The sequence below is a fragment of the Rhodopseudomonas sp. NSM genome (assembly GCF_052445935.1).
Taxonomy (GTDB): Bacteria; Pseudomonadota; Alphaproteobacteria; order Rhizobiales; family Xanthobacteraceae; genus Rhodopseudomonas.
In genome coordinates this window covers 77989-100849 of sequence record NZ_JBQTCH010000011.1, presented here as the reverse complement: position 1 = coordinate 100849, position 22861 = coordinate 77989, and the positions used below count along the sequence as shown (strand labels likewise).

21 protein-coding genes are annotated in these 22861 nt (G+C 67.3%); 7 read left to right on the top strand and 14 right to left on the bottom strand.

The window, feature by feature from the left end; translation table 11 throughout:
- Nucleotides 1–158: 158 nt before the first annotated feature.
- From ACTZWT_RS23030 to ACTZWT_RS23010, 5 genes are all read right to left on the bottom strand, one after another.
- Entirely contained in the window at nt 159–938 is a 780-nt protein-coding gene (locus tag ACTZWT_RS23030; protein ID WP_444772010.1) for a crotonase/enoyl-CoA hydratase family protein, read from the bottom strand.
- A gap of 54 nt (nt 939–992) precedes the next feature.
- Entirely contained in the window at nt 993–1910 is a 918-nt protein-coding gene (locus ACTZWT_RS23025; RefSeq protein ID WP_444772009.1) for a phosphoribosylaminoimidazolesuccinocarboxamide synthase, read from the bottom strand.
- A 69-nt stretch (nt 1911–1979) separates the two neighbouring features.
- A complete protein-coding gene (locus ACTZWT_RS23020; protein WP_444772008.1) occupies nt 1980–2897 on the bottom strand; it encodes a pirin family protein in 918 nt (305 codons plus the stop codon).
- A gap of 145 nt (nt 2898–3042) precedes the next feature.
- Nucleotides 3043–4467, bottom strand: a complete 1425-nt coding sequence (locus tag ACTZWT_RS23015; protein ID WP_444772007.1) for a malonyl-CoA decarboxylase — start codon at nt 4465–4467, stop codon at nt 3043–3045.
- Between the two features lie 180 nt (nt 4468–4647).
- The gene (locus ACTZWT_RS23010) at nt 4648–6024 is read right to left on the bottom strand and encodes an MmgE/PrpD family protein (protein ID WP_444772006.1); all 1377 of its coding nucleotides are present in this window, start codon (nt 6022–6024) and stop codon (nt 4648–4650) included.
- A gap of 155 nt (nt 6025–6179) precedes the next feature.
- Between ACTZWT_RS23010 and ACTZWT_RS23005 the strand changes: the two genes are divergently transcribed.
- Nucleotides 6180–7301, top strand: a complete 1122-nt coding sequence (locus ACTZWT_RS23005) for an FUSC family protein (protein WP_444772005.1) — start codon at nt 6180–6182, stop codon at nt 7299–7301.
- Nucleotide 7302: 1 nt separating this feature from the next.
- Here ACTZWT_RS23005 and ACTZWT_RS23000 read toward each other — a convergent pair whose 3' ends face one another.
- From ACTZWT_RS23000 to ACTZWT_RS22990, 3 genes are read right to left on the bottom strand one after another with little or no spacing between them, the layout of a single operon-like run.
- Nucleotides 7303–7821 (bottom strand): hypothetical protein, encoded by a 519-nt coding sequence (locus ACTZWT_RS23000; RefSeq protein ID WP_444772064.1) that lies wholly within the window; start codon nt 7819–7821, stop codon nt 7303–7305.
- Between the two features lie 40 nt (nt 7822–7861).
- Nucleotides 7862–8332, bottom strand: coding sequence for a DUF2867 domain-containing protein (locus tag ACTZWT_RS22995; RefSeq protein ID WP_444772004.1), 471 nt, complete (start codon nt 8330–8332; stop codon nt 7862–7864).
- Nucleotides 8333–8381: 49 nt separating this feature from the next.
- Nucleotides 8382–8843: a DUF2269 family protein gene (locus ACTZWT_RS22990; protein WP_444772063.1), complete on the bottom strand. Its 462-nt coding sequence runs from the start codon at nt 8841–8843 to the stop codon at nt 8382–8384.
- Nucleotides 8844–9079: 236 nt separating this feature from the next.
- Between ACTZWT_RS22990 and ACTZWT_RS22985 the strand changes: the two genes are divergently transcribed.
- The 5 genes from ACTZWT_RS22985 to ACTZWT_RS22965 all read left to right on the top strand — a co-directional run bounded on the left by ACTZWT_RS22985 (nt 9080) and on the right by ACTZWT_RS22965 (nt 14806).
- The gene (locus ACTZWT_RS22985; RefSeq protein WP_444772003.1) at nt 9080–9397 is read left to right on the top strand and encodes a YARHG domain-containing protein; all 318 of its coding nucleotides are present in this window, start codon (nt 9080–9082) and stop codon (nt 9395–9397) included.
- 208 nt (nt 9398–9605) lie between these two features.
- Complete coding sequence (locus tag ACTZWT_RS22980; protein ID WP_444772002.1) at nt 9606–9866, top strand: hypothetical protein; 261 nt, start codon at nt 9606–9608, stop codon at nt 9864–9866.
- Nucleotides 9867–10459: 593 nt separating this feature from the next.
- On the top strand, nt 10460–11638 hold the full coding sequence (locus tag ACTZWT_RS22975) for an extracellular catalytic domain type 1 short-chain-length polyhydroxyalkanoate depolymerase (RefSeq protein ID WP_444772001.1): 1179 nt from the start codon (nt 10460–10462) through the stop codon (nt 11636–11638).
- A 131-nt stretch (nt 11639–11769) separates the two neighbouring features.
- Nucleotides 11770–14253, top strand: a complete 2484-nt coding sequence (locus tag ACTZWT_RS22970) for a PAS domain-containing protein (protein ID WP_444772000.1) — start codon at nt 11770–11772, stop codon at nt 14251–14253.
- Nucleotides 14254–14386: 133 nt separating this feature from the next.
- Nucleotides 14387–14806, top strand: a complete 420-nt coding sequence (locus ACTZWT_RS22965) for a DUF1236 domain-containing protein (protein WP_444771999.1) — start codon at nt 14387–14389, stop codon at nt 14804–14806.
- A gap of 64 nt (nt 14807–14870) precedes the next feature.
- On the opposite strand, the gene ACTZWT_RS22960 is transcribed toward ACTZWT_RS22965, so the two are convergent.
- A complete protein-coding gene (locus ACTZWT_RS22960; protein WP_444771998.1) occupies nt 14871–15539 on the bottom strand; it encodes an MBL fold metallo-hydrolase in 669 nt (222 codons plus the stop codon).
- A 214-nt stretch (nt 15540–15753) separates the two neighbouring features.
- On the opposite strand from ACTZWT_RS22960, the gene ACTZWT_RS22955 reads away from it, so the two are divergent.
- Complete coding sequence (locus ACTZWT_RS22955; RefSeq protein WP_444771997.1) at nt 15754–16233, top strand: MmcB family DNA repair protein; 480 nt, start codon at nt 15754–15756, stop codon at nt 16231–16233.
- Between the two features lie 28 nt (nt 16234–16261).
- Here ACTZWT_RS22955 and ACTZWT_RS22950 read toward each other — a convergent pair whose 3' ends face one another.
- The 5 genes from ACTZWT_RS22950 to ACTZWT_RS22930 form a co-directional block, all read right to left on the bottom strand.
- Nucleotides 16262–17644 (bottom strand): VWA domain-containing protein, encoded by a 1383-nt coding sequence (locus ACTZWT_RS22950; RefSeq protein WP_444771996.1) that lies wholly within the window; start codon nt 17642–17644, stop codon nt 16262–16264.
- Complete coding sequence (locus tag ACTZWT_RS22945; RefSeq protein ID WP_444771995.1) at nt 17644–18591, bottom strand: AAA family ATPase; 948 nt, start codon at nt 18589–18591, stop codon at nt 17644–17646. The genes ACTZWT_RS22950 and ACTZWT_RS22945 overlap by 1 nt, the downstream gene beginning before the upstream one ends.
- A complete protein-coding gene (locus ACTZWT_RS22940; protein WP_444771994.1) occupies nt 18588–19664 on the bottom strand; it encodes an acyl-CoA dehydrogenase family protein in 1077 nt (358 codons plus the stop codon). Before ACTZWT_RS22940 ends, ACTZWT_RS22945 begins: the two co-directional genes overlap by 4 nt.
- A gap of 218 nt (nt 19665–19882) precedes the next feature.
- Nucleotides 19883–22030, bottom strand: coding sequence for a catalase (katE, locus tag ACTZWT_RS22935; RefSeq protein WP_444771993.1), 2148 nt, complete (start codon nt 22028–22030; stop codon nt 19883–19885).
- A gap of 239 nt (nt 22031–22269) precedes the next feature.
- Nucleotides 22270–22851: a c-type cytochrome gene (locus ACTZWT_RS22930; protein ID WP_444771992.1), complete on the bottom strand. Its 582-nt coding sequence runs from the start codon at nt 22849–22851 to the stop codon at nt 22270–22272.
- Nucleotides 22852–22861 lie beyond the last annotated feature (10 nt).

Genomic DNA, 22861 nt, shown 5'->3' with positions numbered 1-22861 from the left:
CGGATTGAATCGTCATCCTGAGTCGCACGCCCGTTGGGCGTGCCTCGAAGGATGCGGCGTCAAGCGCGGTGCCTGCGGCTCATCCTTCGAGGCGCGCAAGAGCGCGCACCTCAGGATGACGGGTAAGCGCGGCGAGTCAGCTTCGCTGCTTCGCCCGCTCAGAACTTGCCGTGCCGGCCTTCGCCCTGGGTGAAGCGTTCGGCGCCGGACAGGGTTTCGCCGGACTGGATCACCTTCAGGCCGCCGCGCATTTCGTTCATGATGGCGTCTTCCTCGGCGAGGTCCCATTGCTGCAGCGCCGACAGCCGGTCGGCGCGCAGGCAGGTCTGCGGGAATTGCGCGATCTCCTTGGCGAGCGTGATCGCGTGCAGCGCGGCTTCGCCGCGGTGGACCAGCCGGTTGGCGAGGCCCATTCGCTGCGCCTCGATGCCGGAGACCGGGCGGCCGGTGAGGATCATGTCCATCGCCTGCGAATGGCCGATCAGCCGCGGCAGCCGGATGGTGCCGACGTCGATCAGCGGCACGCCGAAGCGGCGGCAGAACACCCCGAAAATGGCGTCCTCGGCGGCGACCCGCATGTCGGCCCACAGCGCCAGTTCGAGCCCGCCGGCGACCGCATGGCCTTCGATCGCCGCGATCACCGGCTTGCCCAGCCGTAGCCGGCTGGGGCCCATCGGCGCGAGCGTGTCGTGGCCGGCGATGTCCCGCGATCGCTCGCTGTCGCCCGCCGCCACCGCCTTGAGGTCGGCGCCGGCGCAGAACGTGCCGCCCTCGCCGGTGAACACCGCAACCGACGATGTCTCGTCGGCGTCGAAGGCGAGGAAGGCGTCGTACAGCTTCTTCGCGGTGGCGCCGTCGACCGCGTTGCGACGCTCGGGGCGGTTGATCGAGATGATTGTCACCGGGCCGTCGCGTTCGATCAGCACCGTTTCGTTCATGAGTCTGTCTCCGGATGCAGGGTTTCGAAGCCCGCCTTGCGCGACATCATCTCGTCAGGAGATCACGAGATCGCCGCCGGTCAGCCGCCGATAGGCGTCGAGATAGCGGGCGCTGGTGGCGTCGACCACCGCGTCGGGCAGTTTCGGCGGCGGCGCTTCGCCGTTCCAGCGGCCGGCGCGGCGCTCGGCGTCGAGATAGTCGCGCAGCGGCTGCTTGTCGAAGGAGGGCTGCGGACGGCCCGGCTGATAGGCGTCGGCGGCCCAGAACCGCGACGAATCCGGCGTCATCACCTCGTCGATCAGGATGATGCGGCCATTGGCGTCGCGGCCGAATTCGAATTTGGTGTCGGCGATGATGATGCCCTGCTCGCGGGCGATGGCCTCGCCCTGGGTGTAGACCGCCCGCGTCATGCTCTCGAGCGTGTAGGCGTCTTCGTCGCCGACGATCTCGCGCATCCGCGCGATCGTGATGTTCTCGTCATGGCCGGTTTCGGCCTTGGTCGCCGGCGAGAAGATCGGCGAGGGAAGCTGCTCGCTTTCCTGCAGGCCTTCGGGCAGCGCCTCGCCGGCCAGCGTGCCGGACGCAACGTATTCCTTCCAGGCCGAGCCGGTGATGTAGCCGCGGATGACGCACTCGACCGGAAACACCGTGGTGCGGCGGCACAGCATGGTCCGGCCGGCGAGCGTGTCGCGATGCTGCTTCAGCGCGGGGACGGCGTCGATGATCTCGGCCGTGTCGGCGCTGATCATGTGGTGCGGCACCACGCCGCCGAGCTGGTCGAACCACCAGGCGCTGATCTGGGTCAGCACCGCGCCCTTCATCGGGATGGTCTCGGCCATCACCACGTCGAAGGCGCTGATCCGGTCGGTGGCGACGAGCAGCAGCCGGTCGGCGTCGACGGCGTAGATGTCGCGCACCTTGCCGCGGCCGATCTTTTCCAGCGGCAGGTCACTCGAGAGCATCGTGGTCATGGGCGGTCTTTCAGGCAGCAGGCGTCGGCCGGCGGACCGGCGGCGCGGAACGAAGGAGCGGGGAGTGTATCATTCCGGCAGCGGAATGAACTCGCTCTCGTTCGGAACAGCGGCGAAACGGCCGGTTTTCCAGTCCTGTTTGGCCTGTTCGATGCGTTCTTTGCTCGACGAGACGAAATTCCACCAGATATGGCGTGGGCCCTCCAGCGCGTCGCCGCCGAGAAACATCATCCGCGCGTCGGTCACGGCCCGGACGGTGATGCGGTCGCCGGGGCGGAAGATCAGGAGGCGCGGACCAACGTGACGGTCGCCGGCGATCTCGATCTCGCCGTCGACCAGATAGATCGCGCGCTCCTCGTGGTCGGGATCGAGCGGCACGGCGGTGCCCGCCGTCGCGTTGACCTCGGCGTAGAACCACGGCGACACCATCGTCACCGGCGAGCTCTTGCCGAACGCCGAGCCGGCGATCACCCGCGCGGTGAAGCCGGTGTCGGTCACGGTCGGCAGCGTCGCCGCGGCGAAGTGCTGGAACGACGGGGCGATTTCCTCGGACCCTTTGGGAAGGGCGATCCAGCTCTGCAGGCCGAGCATCGCCTGGCCGTCGCGGCGCTCGACGTCGGGCGTGCGCTCCGAATGCGCGATGCCGCGGCCGGCGGTCATCAGGTTCATCGCGCCGGGGGCGATTTCCTGAATATTGCCCTCGCTGTCGCGGTGCATGATCTTGCCGTCGAACAGATAGGTGACGGTGGCCAGCCCGATATGCGGATGCGGCCGCACGTCCATGCCCTTGCCGGCGATGAACTGCACCGGGCCGAAATGATCGAAGAAAATGAACGGCCCGACCATCTGCCGCTTGCCGTGCGGCAGCGCGCGGCGCACCGCGAAGCCGTCGCCGAGATCGCGGGTGCGCGGCACGATGATCAGTTCGAGCGCGTCGCAGGTCTTCGGGTCGCCGAGCTCCGGATCGATCGTGGGCATCCAGCTCATGATTGCTTCTCCTCGAAGATGCGATCCGTCATTGCGAGGAGCGAAGCGACGAAGCAATCCAGCTCAGTGCACGGCGTTCTGGATTGCTTCGCTTCGCTCGCAATGACGGGGTTAGTCATTGCCTCATTGTATTGGGCCCAAAGCCTCACGCCGGCGGAGCGATTGTCAGCGGCACGGCAGGCTTCGCGCCGTTGCTCTTGCGCGGTTCGGCAGTCAGCAGTTTCGACGGCAATTGTCGGCGCACGGCGGACGCCGCGGCGACCTTGCCGCGCTCGACGAAGGCTTCGTGATTGTTCTCGATCTCGTCGAGCGCATAGAGATAGTTCACCATCAGCCCATGGGATTGCCGCATCCCGTTCGGCGAGCGGTCGCCGAGGAAATTGAGGCTCTCCAGCCGCGCGCCGTTGCCGAGGTGAAAGCGCGCCACCGGATCGAGCGGCTGGCCGCGCGGATTCTTCGCCTGCAGGAAGTACGCGGCGGCCAGCGGCAGCACGAGCGGCCTGATGCGCTCGGCGACCTCGGGGTCCTCTTGCCAGTCCGGCGTCTCCAGCACCGCGAGTTCGGCGCGGGCGGAGGCATCGAGCAGTGCCGACTCCTCGTTGGCGCGCTCCTGCTTCAGCCACTTCGCGAAACCCGGCACCGGCGACAGCGTGACGAAGCTCTGCACATTGGGCAGTTCGCGCTTGATCTCCTCGACCACCTGCTTGATCAGGAAATTGCCGAAGGAAATCCCGGCGAGGCCCTTCTGGGTGTTGGAGATCGAATAGAACACCGCGGTGGTGGCGGCCTTCGCGGCGATCGGCTCGCGGTCGAGATCGAGCAGCGGCGCGATCGCCACGGGCCGGTCCAGCGTCAGCGCCACCTCGACGAAAATCAGCGGCTCGTCGACCAGCTGCGGATGGAAGAAGCCGTAGCAGCGCCGGTCAGCCGGCGCCAGCCGCGCGCGCAGATCGTCCCAATTATGGATGGCATGGACCTGCTCGTAGCGGATGATCTTTTCGAGAATGTTGGCGGGCGAATTCCAGTCGATCCGTTGCAGCACCAGAAAGCCCCGGTTGAACCAGGAGGTGAACAGATGCACGAAATCGTCGTCGACATTCCTGAGTTGCTGATGGTCGCGCAGATGCGCCAGCACTGCCTCGCGCATCCGCACCAGCGACGCGGTGCCGCCCGGCGCGAGGTTGAGCCGGCGGATCAGCTCCTGCCGGCGCGGCTCTGCGGCCTTGAGGAGTTGCGAGGCGGCATCCGGTGAGGCGCCGCTGACATGGAAGGTTTCGACGGCTGCCGTGAGCTGCGCGAGGTCGGGCCCGAACTGTTCTGCGAGCGCGTCGAGAAAGCCGAGCTGATCCTCTTCTGTGGCGCCGTCGTAGCCGGACAGCAATGCGCTCGCCATCGCCACGCCGGTGGCCTCGCCACGGCGCGACAGCAGCGCCTCGCCGAGCGATATCAGTTCGTCCTTGTTCTTCGGCTGGTCGCTGCTCGACTTGAACAGGCTGCGCCCGCGCTCGGTGAGGCTGGTGAACAGACCGCCGAGAAATTCCGACGCGCGATCGACGGTCGCTTGCGGCATGCAGTTCTCCCCCTGATTCCGATTGGACGTGTCGCGAGCAAGACGCGTTCTCAGCCGAAATCATAGAGATTCCAGGCGACGGCTTCTAGACGCTTCACGCCGCCGATGGTTTCGCCACGGCTTCGTGATCGGCGCCCCGCGCTCGCTGGCGCACGCCAGCGATGCCACGATGTCAGCGCCTCATGCGGCGGATCGACGGGCCAATCCGGTGGCTTCCGCGACGTGGGCAAAGCGCTCCAGCGTCATGATCGCGTCGGCGAAGCGCTGCGCGCCGCCGTCGAGCACCGGGCGGGCGAGCTGCAGGAATTTCTGCGCCATCGCCTGGTCGGTCGGAAACGAATTCGGCTCGCCGGAGGGATCGGCATAGATACGCTCGTGGACGCCGTCGTCGGTGGTGATCGCCACACGCGCCCCGAACGGATGGGTCTTGCCTTCGAGCCGGGCGTCCTGGACGACGTCGAATTTGTCCGCGAGCGCGTCGATCGCAGGGTCGCCGAGCCGCTTGTAGTCGTCCCAGCCGAAGCTGCCCTGTTCGAGCGCGAGCGCGCCGGTGAAGAACATCGAGAACTGGCCGCCGACGATCGACGACGGATGCCGCTTGGTGGCGGCGTCGCCGGTCAGCGTGATGCCGTTGCGATGCAGGCCGATTTCGACGCGCCTGACCTGGTCCGGCGTCAGATTGTGCTCGCGCCGCATCGCGATCAGCGCATCGATCGCGGCGTGGGTGTAGCGGCAGCTCGGATACGGCTTCACGCCGATCTTCATGGTCTCGTAGACGCGGCCGAGATCGGCGACGGCTTTGTCATGATGCGGCGTGTCGGTGTAGCCGACCAGCAGGCCATGAATGCCTTCGACCGATTCGGTCGCGCCGATGAAGTCGTTGTTCGCCAGTGTGGCGGCGATGACGCCGTTCATCGCCGCGGCGCCGACCTGATAGCGCTTGTTCCAGGCGCCGTTGACGAGGAATTGCAGCGAGCCCGCGGCCTGACTGCCGGAGACGCCGAACGCCGAGACGATCTGCTGTTCGGAAAGGCCGAACAGTTTTGCGGCAGCGGCGGCGGCCCCGTAGGTGCCGGCGGTGGCGGTCGGGTGGAAGCCGCGAGCGTAATGCGAGGTCGGGTCGAGCGCATTGCCGAGCCGGCAGCACACTTCATAGCCGGCGACGATCGCGGTGAGCACGTCGCGGCCGGAGGCGCCGACCAGCTCGCCGACCGCGAAGGCGGCGGGCACCACCGGCGCCGATGGGTGCAGCGAGGAATCGGCGTGGGTGTCGTCGAAATCCAGCGAATGGCCGAGCGCGCCGTTGAGCAGCGCCGCCACCGCCGGGGTCCAGCGCTTGCCGTCGCCGAACACGGTCGCAGCACCGTCGCCGTCCAGCGACAATGCCCGCAGCATCGCCAGCAGCGCCGGCGTCGATTCGGCCTCGCGGCGGGCGCGGATCGCGCTGCCGAGGAAATCGAGGGTGAGCACCTTGGCCCGCGCCAGTACGTCCTGCGGAATGTCGTCGAATTGCAGCGCGGCGACATAGCCTGCGAGCGTGGCGGTTTCGTTGGCCATGATGGCTCCCTTCATTTTGCGCCGCAAATTAGGCGTGGCGCCGGCATCGTTCAAGCCGCCCGGCTGCAGAGCGGGGCTGCGGACCGGGCCCGATTGCACCGCACGCACTGCTATGCTCATTGGACGATCTTTGGGAAGTTCGCACGACGCACGCCATGAAGCCATTCTGGTCACGATATCCCGCGCATTGGCGGCCGCGCCGGCCGCAATGGGGGCTGGCGCTGCGCGTCACGCTCGGCGCGCTGCTGGCGCTGGCGGCCGCGCAGGCGCTGCATCTGCGGTTGCCGCTATGGGCGGTGCTGACCGCGATCATCGTCACCCAGCTCAGCGTCGGCCGTTCGGTCAGGATCGCGTTCGACTATCTGGTGGGCACCATCGGCGGCGCGATCTATGGCGGGGCGATCACCATTCTGGTGCCGCATCACAGCGAACTGGCGCTGCTCGGCGTGCTGGCGCTCGCGGTCGCGCCTCTGGCGTTGCTGGCGGCGGTCAAGCCGAACCTCAACGTCGCCACCGTCACGGCGATCATCGTGCTGCTGGTGCCGACCATGACTCCGGTGGCGCCGCTGGATTCGGCGATCGACCGGGTGCTGGAAGTCGCGGTCGGCTCGCTGTCCGGGCTGCTGGTTTCGTTTCTGGTGCTGCCGTCACGGGCGCAGTCGCAGGCGCTTGCCGCGGCGGCACGGGCGCTCGATCTGATGGCGGTGGCGCTGGGCGAATTGCTCGCCGGCCTCACCCGCGGCCTCGACAACGACGCGCTGCACCGGCTTCAGGACGGCATCGGCGCCGCGCTGGTGACGCTCAACGAAATCGGCGGCGAGGCCGAACACGAGCGGGCCACCGGGCTGTCGAGCGGGCCGGATATCGCGCCGCTGATCCGCACGCTGCTGCGGCTGCGCCACGATCTGGTGATGGTCGGCCGCGCCGTCGCAGCGCCGCTGCCGGGGGCCTTGCAGGACCGGCTCGGTCCGTCGCTGGATGCATTCCGTGCCGCCGCGACCCTGCATCTGGCCACGAGCGCCGCGGCGTTGCGCGACCGCGGCCCGCCGCCGCCGCTGCGCGCGGTGATTGCGGCGCTCGACGCCTATGCGGCCGAAATCGGCGAGGTCCGCCGCGACGGCCTCACGCGCGATTTCTCGGGCGAGCAGGCTGAGCGGTTCTTCGCGCTGGGATTTGCGCTCGAGCAGCTCAGCCAGAACTTCCGTGATCTGGAGATGCGGGTGACGGAATGGGCCATGCCCGGCACGGCCGCCGAAGTGCTGCCACCGGCCGCCTGATTCAGCGATTGCGCAACGCTTCCAGCGCGTTGCTGCTGAGCCGCTCCGGGTCCTGTTCGCCGCGCGACGCCTGTTCGAGAATGTTGGCGGACAGAAACTGCAGCGCGCTCGACGGCGCCTGCAGCGGCAGCGTATCGACGCATTGCTCGAGCGCGGCCGACATCGCGGCGACCGTCTGCGGGCTGAAGGCCTGCGCATGGGGCGCCTGCGGCTCGCCGCCGATGGCGCCGAGGCCGCTATTGGCGGAAGATTCCGGCGGTTGGTTGCCGAGCCGCGACGCTTCGGCCAGCACGCAGAGATGAATCAGCGCGGATTGCGCCAGCGTGGCCTCGTCGGTCTCGCCGGCGCGCGACAATGCGACGATCCTGGCGGCGAGTTGCTTGCGGTTGGTCTCGGTATCGGCCCGGGAGCCCTCGATCCCGACGAACCGCTCCCAAGCGCTATCGAAGGCGCGCGCGAGCGTCGCCGTCTTCTCGTCGGGCGCCGAGGGGCCGCCATTCTGGTTGGTATCGCCGTCCACATTCGCCAACGGTTGCCGTCTCCCGAAGTTCCCTCCGGCCTCAACGCTCGAGCTGGTGCAGCATCGTGCGCACCACCAAGCGGTGGAACGGCATGATGGTCGCCAGATAGGTTCGGCCGAGCCGGTTATGGGTCAGAACCAGGGTCGTGGCGACGACACGGCGTTCGGCCGGGCCGTTCTCCACATCGATCACGATGCGAAAGTCGAGATGGTGATCGTCGAAGCCGGCAACGATCCGGTGAGGCGCCTCATCCAGCACCGGAAAAACGCCGATGCGGTCGCCCGCCGCCGGTCCCGGCGCCGGTGTCTTCAGTCCGAACGGCGCCACGACGAGATTGCGCAGCCGCATCAGCGCGTCGATCCAGCCCGGTCCGTGCTCGATCATCCGGGTCGCGGCCTGGCGGGCGTCAAGGTTCCTGCTGCCGATCGCAACGCAATAGGCGTCGATGAACTGGGCGCCGGGCAGCAGCGCCTCGCGATCGACGGTCGGTTCGATCTCCGCGACGGACATCAGGGCCTTCCCGATCGTTGCGGCGCGCCGCCGAATGCCCGGCCGCGGGTCAGAACTTCACCACCATGACGAAGATCGCCGCGACCAGCGGCACGGTGGCGATGATGCCCCAAACCAGCCAGGTCCGGGTGTCGCGCCAGTAACGCTCCGGGATTTCGCCGCCCTCCGCGAAGCTGCGGGCGAGCCGGGCCTGCCGGATCTGGATCGGAATCAGAATGCCGAGCCACATCATTCCGGAGATCGCGAACAGGATCTGTCCCGAGACCAGCCAGAACGAGGAGAACAGCGGAATATCCTTGACGATCGCGGCGCCGTAGCCGCCCACCATCACCAGCACGATGCCGATCAACGTGAAGATGAAATCCGACACGGTGACCCCGCGCTGGGCGTGGGCGACGATCTTCGGGTCCCGGGTGAGATCGGAAAACGCCTTCCAGAACGCGGTGATCGTGACATTGCCGACCAGCACGACCACGCCGACGACGTGGAGGAATTTGAAGACGTCGTACATCTGGTCTGACAACTTCCACTCCGGTCCGGGCCTGCCGGTCGGCGAACGGCGCAACCGGGCGCCGCCATCGCTGCGGGCGAGGTTCTGCTCGGGGTTTTCCGGGCCATTGTCAAATCGACCTTCGTTGCGCGACAGTGCGTCCGTGCCCGATTTTTGTTCCTGATCAAGGATTGCCCGTCGCGGCCGTCGGAGCCTGCCTGCGGCCGCGCGGGAGACAGCGGAAGAGGTCAACGACCATGGCATCGATTGGAACCGTATCTTGCCGGGCCGGCCTCGCCGGCTGGCCCCGACTGATCGCGGGCGCCTGCCTGTTGATCGCCGGCGCCGGGATCACCGCCTCGTCGGCCAGCGCCCAGAGCTGCCAGGCGCTGTGGGTGGAGCGCAACAGCTACTACAAGGACGCTGGCTATTGCTTCAAGACGCGGCGTGCGATCGGTTATTTCGGCAATCGCGGGTGCTCCTACGACGACGTGGGCGATGTGCCGCTGTCGGCAAACGTCCGCGAGCGGATTGCCGAGATCAAGGCGCTGGAGCGGCGGTTCGGCTGCGACTGACGGCTGCCGCCGCGAATCAGCAGCGCTGATACGCACGCGCGCCGCGGCCGATGCTGCCCGCGCGAGGCCGAAACAGCTGCCGAAACAACGGCCGTCACCGAGGTTTGCGGAGATGGTTGAGGATGCGCCGCGTCGTTGTTAGCGTGTTGCTACGCGTTGAGTCGCCGCGTCCGCCGCGTTCACCCTCTCGAATTGTCCGGCGCTCTGCATGAGCAGACCCCAATTGCTGCCCGAATCCCCGAGCGGCCAGGAGACCGCGAAATTTCTGCGGCGCTTCTCCGAACTGGTCGCGATCGGCCAGAGCGCCAGCTATCTCCGCCACGCCGCCGGCCTGATCGACGAACTGATCGAGCGCGTCCGGCACAGCGAGGACCTGCTGCGCGATCAGATAGCAGACAGAGCCGGCGACCTCGCGCTGCGCGATCGCGCCGAAGCCGGCGGCGGCGCGCGCAGAACTCGCGCAGCGTGATCGCGCGCTGGCCGATCTGCAGGACAGGCTCGCGCGCGCCGAGGCCGAGTCCGCCGCCGAGCGGCTGGCGCTGACCGAACGGCTTGCGCGGGCCGAGGCTGCCTCGGCGCGAGCCGAGAGCGAGTCGTGCAGTCTGCGGGCGCGGCTGGCGCCGGTCGGCAACACCCACGCCATTGTCTCGCTCCAGACGATGCGCGTGTTGCGGGCGCAATTCGCCTCGCTCGCCGGCGAATTCCGGCGCCGCGGCGACCTCGTGTCGGACGCGATGTGTCAGATCGGCGTCTGCGCCGTCGAGCAAACGCTTGCCGCAGAGCCCGGACGGCGCCCCCATCGCGACGGGAGAATATCTGAGCAGACGGGCGCGGCCGGTGGTTGATTGAAGCCTGCCCGCGATGTCCAATTGGCGCGGTGCTCCGGGGTCCACCCCGGTTCCTCGGCCGGCGCCATGCCTTGTTATTGCCCGCCGAGTTTGAGGTATTTCCGGCCTGCGGGTTTTTGCAATCCGATCGCAGGAACGGAATTCAGGGTTGCCTATTATCTTGCTGCAGCGCAGCATTATATTCTGGTCAGCGGGCTGAGGATCAGGAGTTGCCGTGTCTCACAGAAATCCCATCGACTTCCTCGCCCATTTGCGAAAATTCAACAGTCTCAGTGGCTTGCATGCTGCGCCCCGGGCGGCTGAGGCCGCCAGCCCGCTGATTGAAACCGCAGATTTCGGCGACAACCCCGGCAACCTGCGGATGCTGTCGTTTATCCCCGAAGGGCTGACGAAGCGCATCCCGCTGGTGGTCGTGCTGCATGGCTGCACCCAGAATGCGGCCGGTTACGATGTCGGCGCGGGATGGTCGACGCTGGCGCAGCGCTACGGCTTCGCCCTGCTGATGCCCGAGCAGAAGCGGGACAATAACCCCAATCTTTGCTTCAACTGGTTCGTGCCGGACGACATCAAGCGCGGCCACGGCGAAGTCGCGTCGATCTGGCAGATGGTCGAGCGAATGTCGGCTGCCTACCACATCGATCGGGCGCGGATTTTCGTCACCGGGCTGTCCGCCGGCGGCGCGATGACCACGGTGATGCTCGCAACCTATCCGGATGTGTTCGCCGGCGGTGCGGTGATCGCCGGGCTGCCCTATGGAGTCGCCGGCACCGTGCGGCAGGCGCTGAAGGAGATGCGGCATCCGTCGCCGCGTTCCGCCCACGAGCTCGGCGATCTGGTACGCAAGGCGTCGCCGCACAAGGGGCCGTGGCCGAAGCTGTCGGTCTGGCACGGCAGCGCCGATCGCACCGTGAATTCCGCCAATGCCGATGCGCTGGTGAAGCAATGGCTCGATCTGCACGGACTGCCGGAAGCGCCGATGTCCCAGCGGAGTGTCGTCGGCTTTCCCCACCAGGTCTGGTGGAATTCGAGCGGCGAGGCGACCGTGGAATCCTACACCATCACCGACATGGCGCACGGGACGCCACTCGGCCGCGCCAATGACGAGCGATACGGCGTCGCCGGCGCCTACCTGCTCGAAGCGGGGATCTCGTCGTCGTACCACATCGCCGAATTCTTCGGGCTCACCGGGCGCATTCACCGCCAGAAGTCGGTGACGCCGCCGAAAGCCGAACCGGACAGCGTCATGTCCGCGAAGGACGTCCGGGCGGAGACCTTCAAGCCGCGCGCGGCCGCCGGCGCGCGACCGGGCCAGGAGCCGCCGCGCGGTCGCCGCGGCTTCGACGTCAATGCGGTGATCACCCGCGCGCTGACCGCAGCCGGACTGATGAAGTAATCGCTCCCCGGCAACAGCGACCGGGCCATAGAGCCTGTCGGCGACCGCGGGCGTGCAGGTTTGCGCCCGCAACGGCGGATGTTAGATTGGGTGTTCGCCGCAGATCGTCTGTCGCCTAACGCGCGGGTTGAATGCTGGACCTGAAGAGCTCGATGACGCCGGATTTCCTCGCCCGCGGCGGCGAGATGGGCGCTCTGATGCGCGGCCATGACTGGGCGCATTCGCCGCTCGGGCCGCCGGAGGCGTGGCCGCAAAGCCTGCGCACCGCGCTGCGGATCCTGCTCAACAGCAACCACCCGATGTTCATCTGGTGGGGCCCCGACCTGATCCAGTTCTACAACGACGCCTACCGCCAGACGATGGGGCCGGAGCGACATCCTGCCGCGCTCGGGCAACGCGGCCGCGAGTGCTGGGCGGAGATCTGGGATATCATCGGTCCGCAGATCGAGCAGGTGATGAGCGGCGGCGGATCGACCTGGCACGAGAATCATCTGGTGCCGGTGACGCGCTACGGGCGCCGCGAGGAGGTCTACTGGACCTACGGCTTCAGCCCGATCGATCAGGACGATCAGGTCGGCGGCGTGCTGGTGGTGTGCCGTGACGTGACCCGAGACGTGTCGGCATCGATGGCGCTGCGCGAACGCGAGGCCGAGCTGGCGCGGGTGCAGCAGATCGGCCGGATCGGCGGGCTCGAGGTCGATTTGCGGGCCGGTTTCCGCAATCGCCGCTCGCCGGAATACCTCCTGGTCCATGGCCTGCCGCCCGAGGCCGCGACCGAAACCCACGAAGACTGGGTCCAGCGCGTTCATCCCGAGGATCGCGAGGCGACCGAACGGCAGTTCGTCGAGGCGGTGCACGGCGACGCCCGCAACTACGTCGCCCGCTACCGGATCATCCGCCCCAGCGACGGCGAGACGCGATGGATTTCGGTGCGCGCAGTGATCGAGCGCGGCGACGGCGGCGCGCCGATCCGGCTGGTCGGCGCCCATATCGACGTCACCGAACAGGTCGAGGCCGAGCAGAAGGCGCAGGCGAGCGAGGAGGCGGCGCGCAGGCTCGCCGCCCAGCTCGCGCAGCTCAACACCACGCTGGCGCAACGCGTCGAGGAAAAAACCCGCGAGCGCGACCGGATCTGGAATGTGTCGCAGGATCTGCTGCTGGTCGCCGACCGCAGCGGCGTCTGGCGCACCGTCAACCCGGCCTGGACCAACACGCTCGGCTGGACCGAGGCCGAGCTGCTGAACAACACATCCGAATGGATCGAGCATCCGGCCGATGGCGGCATTACACGGGCCCAGCTGGCGCAGCTGTGCGCGGGGGCCGGCACGGTGCGCTTCGAGAGCCGGATCCGCGCCAAAGACGGCTCGTATCGCTGGCTGTCCTGGACCGGCGTCTCGGACGCCGACGCATGCTACGCGGTCGCGCGCGACATCACCGCCGACAAGGCAGCGGCGGAGCGCCTCAAGGTCACCGAGGAGGCGCTACGCCAGTCGCAGAAGATGGAGGCGGTCGGGCAGCTCACCGGCGGCATCGCCCACGACTTCAACAATCTTCTGACCGGCATCGTCGGCTCGCTGGATCTGATGCGGACCCGGCTCGAGCAGGGCCGCACCGAGAACGTCGCACGCTATATCGACGCCGCGATGATTTCTGCCAATCGTGCGGCCGCACTCACCCACCGGCTGCTCGCCTTCGCAAGGCGTCAGCCATTGGTGCCGAAGCCGGTCGACGCCAATCAGCTCGTCGTCTCGCTCGAGGATCTGCTGCGCCGGACGATCGGCGAGGCGATCGAGCTCGAGATCGCGGCGGCGCCGGATCTGTGGCCGACGCTGTGCGATCCCAACCAGCTCGAAAGCGCGCTGCTCAATCTGGCGATCAACGCCCGCGACGCGATGCCGGACGGCGGCCGGCTGACGATTGCCACGCGCAACGCGACCTTCGATGCCGCCGGGATGCCGGGGCTGCGGCCCGGCGATTACGTCTGCCTCACGGTGTCCGACACCGGAGTCGGCATGAGCGACGAGGTCGCCGCACGGGCGTTCGAGCCGTTCTTCACGACCAAGCCGCTCGGTCGGGGCACCGGCCTCGGCCTGTCGATGATCTACGGTTTCGCACAGCAATCGCACGGCCATGCCAGCATCGCCAGCACGCGGTCCGAGGGCACCTCGGTCACGTTGTATCTGCCGCGCGAGCACGGCGATGCGGGCGAGCGGCAGGAACCGGCGAAGCGGCCGCGCGCGCGTGCCGCCCGCGGCGAGACGGTGCTGGTGGTCGAGGACGAAGCGGTGGTGCGCGCGGTGATCGTCGAGATGCTGCGGGATCAGGGGTATCGGGTGCTCGAGGCCGTCGACGGGCCGTCCGGACTGGCGATCCTGCAGGGCGACGAGGCGATCGACCTGCTGCTGTCTGATATCGGGCTGCCCGGACTCAACGGGCGCCAGCTCGCCGACCATGCACGGCTCGACCGGCCGGATATCAGCGTGCTGCTGATGACCGGCTACGCCGAGAGCGCCGCGATGACCGACGGCATCCTCGAGGCCGGTATCGAGCTGATCACCAAGCCGTTCGACCACGGCGATCTGCTGGCGCGCGTGCGCGAGATGGTTACCAATTAGTTCCAGGCTGTCATTTCGTTCATCGACGGCGCCGGCGAGGGCGGCCGGCCCCGGCCCCGGCCGCGATGAATTGTGCGGAACGGATCCGGGCGCGGCGACTTGTCAAGCACCTTCCCAGAATCGGAGCTTTGCCATGATCAATCGCTTTATCGGAACCGCTGCTGTCATCCTGGCGCTCGCCGCGCCGGCCGTCGCCAACGCCCAGGGTGTGCCGGGCGGCATCGAGCGCGGTGCGCGTGACGGCGAGCGGGCCGCCGGCCCGGTCGGCGCCGTGGTCGGGGGCACCATCGGTGGTGTCGTCGGCGGCGTCGCCGGCATTCTCGGTGTCGATGATCGCCCGCGCTTCCGCAGCTACGTCGTCGAGCAGCGTCGTCCGTCCTACACCTATCGCGACGAAGTCCGCGTCGGCGCGGTGCTGCCCGACGACGGCGTGACCTATTACGAGGTTCCGGACCGGTTCAACTCGGCGCGTGAATATCGCTACACGGTGGTGAACGGCCGCACGGTTCTGGTCGAGCCGGGCACCCGGCGCATCGTCGAAATCATCGACTAACTTCAGTACACGTATCAAAGCGGGCCGTCCCTCAGGGGCGGCCCGTTGCCTTGTGGTGCGTGCGCTACATCGCGCCGGTCAGGAACGGATTGGTCATGCGCTCCTGGCCGATGCTCGATCCCGGGCCGTGGCCGCAGATGAAGCCGACATCGTCGCCGAGCGGCAGCAGCTTGTCGGTGATCGACCGGATCAGCGTGGCATGGCTGCCGCCGGGCAGGTCGGTGCGGCCGACCGAGCCGGCGAACAGCACGTCGCCGACCAGCGCGAACCGCATCGCGTCGTTGACGAACACCACGCTGCCGGGCGAGTGGCCGGGGCAATGCAGGATCTGGAACGTCAATTCGCCGACGCTGACGCTGTCGCCTTCGTCCAGCCAGCGATCCGGCGTGACGTCGCGGACGCCGTCGATGCCGAAGCTGCGGCCGCTCGCCACGACATTGTCGAGCAGGAACTGGTCGTCGCGATGCGGGCCTTCGATCTGCACCTTCAGCGCGTCGCGCAATTCGGCGGCGCCGCCGACGTGATCGATATGGCCGTGGGTCAGCCAGATCTTCTCGACGCTGACGCCGGTCTTTTCGATCGCAGCGAGAATCTCGGGGACGTCGCCGCCGGGATCCACCACCACCGCCTTGCGGGTGACTTCGCACCACAACAGCGTGCAGTTCTGCTGGAACGGCGTGACCGGGATGATCGCGGCGCCGGCTTTGGCTTTGGTGTCGGAGGTGTTGCTCATGGCCGCAACATGCCCTGCCGGACAGGCCAAGTCAAAATCGCTGAGGGCGGAAAAACACTGCCGTCATCGCCGGGCGCTCGATCGGAGTCGTGGTGAGCTGCCGCGAAACGCCCTGCGATACGGGTCCCCGCCTTCGCGACCCGCGCGGGGACGACAATCGTGCCGGGAGGAGCGACTTGGGCACCGGCGCCGAAATCGGCTAGACTTGGTCGCGATGGAATCGAATGCCGTTCAGATGATTTTGCCGCCCGATCTGCGGCAGTCGGAAACCGCGCTCAGGATCGCGCGCGGCACCAGCCGGCTGCTGCGGTCGCTGGGCTTCGCCTGTGTCAGCGAATTGCCGCTGCCGTCGGGGCGGCGCGCCGATCTGGTGGCGCTGAACGAGCGCGGCGAGATCTGGATCGTCGAGATCAAATCCTCGCTGGCGGATCTGCGCGCCGACCAGAAATGGCCGGACTACCGGGCGCATTGCGACCGGCTGTTCTTTGCTTTCACGCAGGATCTGCCGTGCGAGATCTTTCCCGGCGACACCGGGCTGATCGTCGCCGACGGCTACGGCGCGCATATGCAGTGCGAGGCGCCCGAGCACAAACTGCCGGCGCCGACCCGCAAGCTGATGATGCTGCGCTTCGCGCTGGCCGCCGCACAGCGGCTCAACCGGCTCAGCGATCCGCAGGGATTTGCCGAATCCTGACGAGCCGGAGCCGAGCGCATCGCGTCGACTACTGATACGCGGCGACGATATCGGAGACCGCGCGTTCGAGCTGCTTCGCCGTCGCGCATTGCCGGACGGTGTTGCAGAACGGCGCGTAGCGGAACATTTCTGAATCGCCAAAGCCCCAGCCCAGCCGGCCTTCGGGATTGAGCCAGACCACGCGCTTGGCGCGCTCGGAGATGGTCCGCAGGATGTCGGTGCGCGGATCGAGCTTGTTGGTGCGGGCGTCGCCGAGCACGATCACCGTGGTCTTCGGCGTCACCGCGCGCAGCCAGCGCTTTTCGAAATCCGCCAGCGAATTGCCGTAGTCGGACGAGCCGAACCCGACCTTCGCCATGATCTCGCGCATCGCCGCTTCCGGCTCCTGCCTGTCGAGGATGTCGCTGACTTCGATCAGGTGGCCGGAGAACGCGAACGAGCGGACGTCGTCGACCACTTCGTGCAGGCTGTGGATCAGCAGCAGGAAGAAGTCGGAGACCTGCGCCACCGAGCCGGAGACGTCGCACAGCGCCACGATCTTCGGCCGGTCGCGGTGGCGTCGCTTCCACGCGGTGAGAAACGGGATGCCGCCCCAGGCGGCGTTGCGGCGCATGGTGCGGCGGACGTCGAGATGGCCGCGGCGCTGCCGCTTGCGCGGCTTCGAGTAGCGCTCGCGCAGCCGCCGCGCGATGGCGCGGATCAGCGCCTTCATCTGCGCGACCTGGCGCCGCTCCAGCCGCGCCAGCGGCGCGTTGCGCAGGATCTCGTGGCGCAGATTTTCGGTTTCCTCGCGGCCGTACAGCAGCAGCGCCTGCGAGACGCGCTCGCGCACCGCGTCGCGCAGGCCGTCGAGCGCGGCGGCGAGGCGTTCGGCCTCCGTCGGGTTGGCGCTCTTCAGCGCGTCGAGATCGTCGCGCAGCCGCCCGACGCCGAGCGCGTCCATCATCCGGGTCTGGAACAGGCCGCGCTGGGTGAAGTAACGAATGTTGGAGAGCTCTGCCGCATTGGCGGCGCCGGCCAGCGCCGCAGCGACGGCGTTGCGATCCTGCGACAGCAGCATCTGGGCGAGTTCGCCGAGTTCGGGCGGTGCGCTGCCGCCGTCCTGCGGCGCGCCGGCGCCGGGCGGCGACGCCGCATTGTCGGCCGCAGAGCCGCTGCTATCAGTCTCGGACTCGTCCTCCGCTGCCGACGGCGGCTCGGGGTGGCTGAAGAACAGGTCGAAGCAGTCGCCGAGCGCCTGCTTTTCCTCCTGGCTCTTGGCCAGCGTCAGCAGCAGCGTGTCGCGCAGCGTGGTGCGATCGGAAAAGCCGACATCCGCGACCGCGCGCATCGCGTCGATGCTTTCGGCCGGCGACACGCGCACGCCGGCGCCGCGCGCCGCCCGGAAGAAGCGGTGCAGCTCCTCGCGCATCAGCCGAACGTGCCGGCGCGCCCGGCCTTGGCGACGAAGCCCGCGACCTGCGGCGTTGCGGTTTCGATATCGGCTTCGTATTTCAGCAGCACGTTGAGCGTGTCCTTCACGGTCTCGTGGTCGAGCTCGGTCGATTGCAGCAGCACCAGCACCCGCGCCCAGTCGATCGTCTCGCTCACCGACGGCAGCTTCTTCAGGTCGAGCGCGCGGACCTGGTTGATGAAGCCGACGAGCTGCCGGCGCAGCGTCTCGGACGCGCCCGGCACCCGGCTCTCGACGATGCGCTCCTCGAGCTTCTGCTCGGGGAAGCCGATATGCAGATGCAGGCAGCGCCGCTTCAGCGCATCGGACAGGTCGCGCTCGCCGTTCGAGGTCAGCAGCACCAGCGGCTTCACCACCGCGCTGATGGTGCCGAGTTCGGGAATCGAGACCTGGTAGTCGGACAGGATCTCCAGCAGCAGCGATTCGAATTCGGCATCCGATTTGTCGATCTCGTCGACCAGCAGCACGCAGCCATTGGGTTGCTCCAGCGCCTGCAGCAACGGGCGCGGCTCGACGAATTCCTTGGAGAAGAACACGTCGCCGAAATCATGCAGCCGGTCGAGCGCGCCCGCCAGCGTCTCGGCGCCGCCGAGCACTTCGCCGAGCTTGTCTTTCAGGATCTGGGTGTAGAGCAGTTGCTTGGCGTATTTCCACTCGTACAGCGCCTTGGCCTCGTCGAGGCCTTCGTAGCACTGCATCCGGATCATCCGCAGCCCGCGCCAGGCCGCCAGCGCCTTGGCGAGTTCGGTCTTGCCGACGCCGGCCGGGCCTTCGACCAGGATCGGCTTCTCGATCTTCTCCGCCAGATACACCGCGGTCGCGATCTGCCGGCTGGCGATGTAGCCGACCGATGCGAGGCCCGCGGTGACGGCGTCGATGGATTCGATCGGCATATGTGTGGTCATTCGTGTCGTTCGCTCCAGAGGGATTGGCCGAGAGTGATCTGCCGCTGCTTGCGCGGCTCGCGCGCGACATTGGCGAGGACATCGTAGGCCGCCAGCGCGCGGCTCACGCCATCATCGGTTCGCGCGACGGCAAAATGAGCACGGACTTCGTCGACGATTCCGGCGGCGAGCGCGCGGATTCCGATCAAGCGCGCAGGCACCGGCGGCGTGCCGTCGTCGAGCGACAGGATGGCGGCCCGGCTCGCGGTGTCGATCAGCGCGACCTGCCCTTTGAGACGCCCGAGCCGCAGCGCGTGGTCCTCGCTCGGTTCGATCTGCGACGCGATCGCCCGCAGCAGCCACGCCAGAAAGCCCGCGGTGGTGGCGGTGCCGACGGTGTCCTCGATATCGCGGAACGGCAGCGGCATCGCCGGATAGGCGTCGCGCTCGCCGCCAATCCGCGCCGCGGCCGGCACGGCGCAACGCTCGAGCGTGAGTTCGCAATGCGACGCCGGCGCCAGCACGTCGAGCGACGGCATCGGCGTGATCGTCAGTCCCGGCGTATCGCGCGGCACCGCGAACAATCCGTAGCGCTTTCGGCCGTCCTCGACCGCGACGATCGCCAGCACCAGGAAGATATCGGCGACCGGCCCGTTGGTGATCCACGCCTTGCGGCCGGTGATGACGAAACTGTCGCCCTGTCGCTCGGCGGCGGTCTGCAGATGTTTCGGATGGGCACCGGCGCCGGGTTCGGAGATCGCCACCGCGGCCCAGCAATCGCCCGCAGCGATGCGCGGCAGCAGATCACTGCGCTGCGCGTCGTCGGCAAAGCCGGCGATGAAGAATCGCGCGATCAGTTGGCGTCCGGCAAAGGCGGTGGCGAGGCCGAGTTCGCCTGTCGCCGCAGCGATCGCCTGTTCGGCCAGCGCGATGGCGCTGAAACTGTCGAGCGACGCGTCGCCGCCCGGAAGCCCAATCCGAAACAAACCCGCGCGACGCATCGCGCCGAACGGATCCGCGCGGCGCTCGGTGGCGTCGATCGCACGCCAGCGCTGGGTGATTTCGCCGACGGCCTGGCTGGCGTTTTGCAGCATGAAAAGGGACCGACTGTGGTTGTCCGGAGCGAAAGGTCACCTTGCTGTCTAGAATAACCCGGCCGTCGTCGCGAGCGGATTCTTCCATTCCGTCGAGCGGAATGGCGCGGCCGTTTCGTTGCGAAGTCGCCCGCACAAGCCCTCTGCACAATCCCTCACCTCAATAAAAATCGGCCGGGTTCGCCGGCCGATTTTCGTGAGTACGATGTGTAGTAAAGCTACACCGCGTGAACGGACGCTTCGCGTTCCCAGAACCGCAATTTGCCGCATAGCTTGATGAAGCGCTCGGCATCCGCCGGCTTGCTCAAGGCGAGGAATCCGCCATCCGGTTCGACGCCGGCCTTGTCGAGCAGCGGCTGGGCGGCGTCCACATAGGCGATGAACTTGGCGTGCGCGAAGGCGTCGGCGACGAAGTCGCGTGCCGTCGCCTCGCCCTGCAGCAGCGCTGCTCCCTGTTCGGATATGAGGATTGCGACCGCATCATACAGGACTGACGGCCCGCCATTGATCTTCTGCTTGGCGGGGATCAACTCGCCGTCCGAGGTCTCGAAGCCGCCGACTTTCGGCGCCACCAGTTCGATCAGCACATCGTGCTTGGCGGCCGCCGCCTGCAATGCCGCGAGAAGCTTGGCATCGGTACCGTCGCTGACCAGCACGCCGATCTTGCGGCCCGAGAAGTCCTTCGGTCCGTTCATCAGGATGCTGAGCGCGGGCGAGGGGTCGAGGTCGGTGATGATCTCACGCGCTGGCTCCGCCGCCTCCGGCACGTCCATGCCGAGACCGTCGGCGACCATCGCTGCGAGACCCTCGTCGACATTGACCAGATGCGACAGCACGCGCGTGCGGATGTCGGGCCTCTCGACCTTGCTCAGTTCGACGACGAATGCATCCTTGATATGGGTCTGCTCGATCTCGGTCTGGCTGATGTAGAACTGCCGCGCCTGGCTGTAGTGATCGGCGAACAGCTCGGCGCGGGCGCGCCGCTTCTCGCCGGTGACTTCCTCCGGAAAAGTCTCGAATCCCTTCGGCGTCTCACGCGGTCCGCCCTCGGCGCCCCACGAATTCGGTTCGTAGTTGGCGCGGCCCTTGGGGTTGTTCAGCGTCATGTGCCCGTCCTGCTGGAAGGTGTGGAAGGGGCACTTCGGCGCGTTGATCGGCAGGTCGTTGAAGTTCGGGCTGCCGAGCCGCTTCAATTGCGTGTCGAGATAGGAGAAGTTGCGGCCCTGCAGCAGCGGATCGTTGGTGAAGTCGATGCCGGGGACGATGTTGCCGGTCTGGAACGCGACTTGCTCGGTCTCGTTGAAGAAATTGTCGACGGTGCGGTCCAGCACCAGCCGGCCGACGCGGCGGATCGGCACCAGCTCTTCCGGGATGATCTTGGTGGCGTCGAGAATGTCGAAGTCGAATTCGTCCGCGAACGCGTCATCGAACAATTGCAGGCCGAGTTCCCATTCCGGGTAGTTGCCGGTCTGGATCGCGTCCCACAGATCGCGGCGATGGAAATCCGGATCGGCGCCGTTCAGTTTCACCGCCTCGTTCCAGGCCACCGACTGCAGGCCGAGCTTCGGCTTCCAGTGAAACTTGACGTAGGTGGATTTGCCGTCCGCATTGATCAGCCGGAAGCTGTGGACGCCGAAGCCCTCCATGAAGCGGAACGACCGCGGGATGGTGCGGTCCGACATGATCCACAGCGCCATGTGGATCGATTCCGGCATCAGCGAGATGAAGTCCCAGAAATTGTCGTGCGCGGTCTGCGCCTGCGGAAAGCCGCGGTCGGGCTCCTGCTTGGCGGCGTGGATCAGGTCCGGAAACTTGATCGCGTCCTGGATGAAGAACACCGGGATGTTGTTGCCGATCAGATCCCAGTTGCCTTCCTTGGTGTAGAACTTGACCGCGAAGCCGCGCACGTCGCGGGCCAGATCGGCCGAGCCCTTGTTGCCGGCGACCGTCGAGAACCGCACGAACACCGGTGTCTTCTCGCCGGCGCGCTGGAAGATGTCGGCGCGGGTGATATCGGCCAATGATTCATAGGCCTCGAAGAAGCCGTGCGCGCCGAAGCCGCGCGCGTGGACGACGCGCTCCGGTATCCGCTCGTGATCGAAGTGGAAGATCTTCTCCCGGAAGTGAAAATCTTCCATCAGCGTCGGCCCGCGGCTGCCGAGCTTGAGGCTGTTCTGATCGTCGCTGACCGGGGTGCCCTGGCGCGTGGTCAGCACAGGCGTCTTGCCGGTCGCAACCTGGTGGGTCTCGCCGCCTTCGCCGCGCTGAATACCGGCATCGGCGATCGTCGCGGATGTCGATTCGGAATTCTTGGGGGGCGCTTTCCCGGCAGCCGGCTTTTTTGGGGGCGAATTCTTGGGAGACATGGAACCTCGCGGGCGCGCCGACATCTTCAGGCGCATGACATGAGTAAGACGGACGAGCGGACCAGGCAGTGGGGCGCAACATTCCAATTGTCGCCACCGTGCGGACCGTGCGGTGTCTCTACGACCAATACGCGACTTCGTTCCCGGCCTCGCCCGCAGCCCGCTCGCGGCCGTTGCTGCAGCGCCGCACGCGTTCGCGTCCCATGCCGGGAGCGCTCCGGGGCTGACGCGCGGAGACCTCACAGATGCGCGAGATAGTGCGCCAGCGCGTAGATTTCCTCCTCGCTCAGCGGATAGGCGACGTCGGCCATCGCCGCCATCGCGCCGCCGGAGCGCTGGCCGGACTTGAATTCGTTCAGCGCCTTGATCAGATATTCCTCGCGCTGGCCGGCGAGCCGTGCGGTGGCCTTGATGCCAGCGTAGTTGTCGGTGTGGCAGGAGGCGCAGCGCCGCCCCGCCGCAGCCTGAGCCCCCTTGCGCGACAGTTCCGGGTCATCGTCGGGCTTGCTGTTCTGCATCGGCGGCAGCGAGGCGTAGTAGGCGCCGAGATTGCGGATGTCCTCGTTGCTGAGCTCGTCGACGAACGGTCGCATGCTGGCGTTTTGCCGCGTCCCGCTGCGGAAGAAGACAAGCTGCCACTGGATGAACAGGTCGGGCTGCCCGGCCAGTGACGGCGTATATTCCATCGCCGAGATGCCGTTCTCGCCATGGCATCCCGCGCAGATCTCCGCCTTGGCCTTGCCGGCCCCGAGATCGGCGGCGGCGAGCGGCGAGGCGGCGCACAGCAGGGCCAATGCAGCGATGGCGGCGAGTGGAGGCATGCGGGTTCTC

Coding starts and splice junctions, on each gene's coding strand:
- ACTZWT_RS23030 (WP_444772010.1), bottom strand. CDS start 938: ATGAACGAAACGGTGCTGATCGAACGCGACGGCCCGGTGACAATCATC.
- ACTZWT_RS23025 (WP_444772009.1), bottom strand. CDS start 1,910: ATGACCACGATGCTCTCGAGTGACCTGCCGCTGGAAAAGATCGGCCGC.
- ACTZWT_RS23020 (WP_444772008.1), bottom strand. CDS start 2,897: ATGAGCTGGATGCCCACGATCGATCCGGAGCTCGGCGACCCGAAGACC.
- ACTZWT_RS23015 (WP_444772007.1), bottom strand. CDS start 4,467: ATGCCGCAAGCGACCGTCGATCGCGCGTCGGAATTTCTCGGCGGTCTG.
- ACTZWT_RS23010 (WP_444772006.1), bottom strand. CDS start 6,024: ATGGCCAACGAAACCGCCACGCTCGCAGGCTATGTCGCCGCGCTGCAA.
- ACTZWT_RS23005 (WP_444772005.1), top strand. CDS start 6,180: ATGAAGCCATTCTGGTCACGATATCCCGCGCATTGGCGGCCGCGCCGG.
- ACTZWT_RS22995 (WP_444772004.1), bottom strand. CDS start 8,332: ATGTCCGTCGCGGAGATCGAACCGACCGTCGATCGCGAGGCGCTGCTG.
- ACTZWT_RS22990 (WP_444772063.1), bottom strand. CDS start 8,843: ATGTACGACGTCTTCAAATTCCTCCACGTCGTCGGCGTGGTCGTGCTG.
- ACTZWT_RS22985 (WP_444772003.1), top strand. CDS start 9,080: ATGGCATCGATTGGAACCGTATCTTGCCGGGCCGGCCTCGCCGGCTGG.
- ACTZWT_RS22980 (WP_444772002.1), top strand. CDS start 9,606: ATGAGCAGACCCCAATTGCTGCCCGAATCCCCGAGCGGCCAGGAGACC.
- ACTZWT_RS22970 (WP_444772000.1), top strand. CDS start 11,770: ATGCTGGACCTGAAGAGCTCGATGACGCCGGATTTCCTCGCCCGCGGC.
- ACTZWT_RS22965 (WP_444771999.1), top strand. CDS start 14,387: ATGATCAATCGCTTTATCGGAACCGCTGCTGTCATCCTGGCGCTCGCC.
- ACTZWT_RS22960 (WP_444771998.1), bottom strand. CDS start 15,539: ATGAGCAACACCTCCGACACCAAAGCCAAAGCCGGCGCCGCGATCATC.
- ACTZWT_RS22955 (WP_444771997.1), top strand. CDS start 15,754: ATGGAATCGAATGCCGTTCAGATGATTTTGCCGCCCGATCTGCGGCAG.
- ACTZWT_RS22950 (WP_444771996.1), bottom strand. CDS start 17,644: ATGCGCGAGGAGCTGCACCGCTTCTTCCGGGCGGCGCGCGGCGCCGGC.
- ACTZWT_RS22945 (WP_444771995.1), bottom strand. CDS start 18,591: ATGACCACACATATGCCGATCGAATCCATCGACGCCGTCACCGCGGGC.
- ACTZWT_RS22940 (WP_444771994.1), bottom strand. CDS start 19,664: ATGCTGCAAAACGCCAGCCAGGCCGTCGGCGAAATCACCCAGCGCTGG.
- katE (WP_444771993.1), bottom strand. CDS start 22,030: ATGTCTCCCAAGAATTCGCCCCCAAAAAAGCCGGCTGCCGGGAAAGCG.
- ACTZWT_RS22930 (WP_444771992.1), bottom strand. CDS start 22,851: ATGCCTCCACTCGCCGCCATCGCTGCATTGGCCCTGCTGTGCGCCGCC.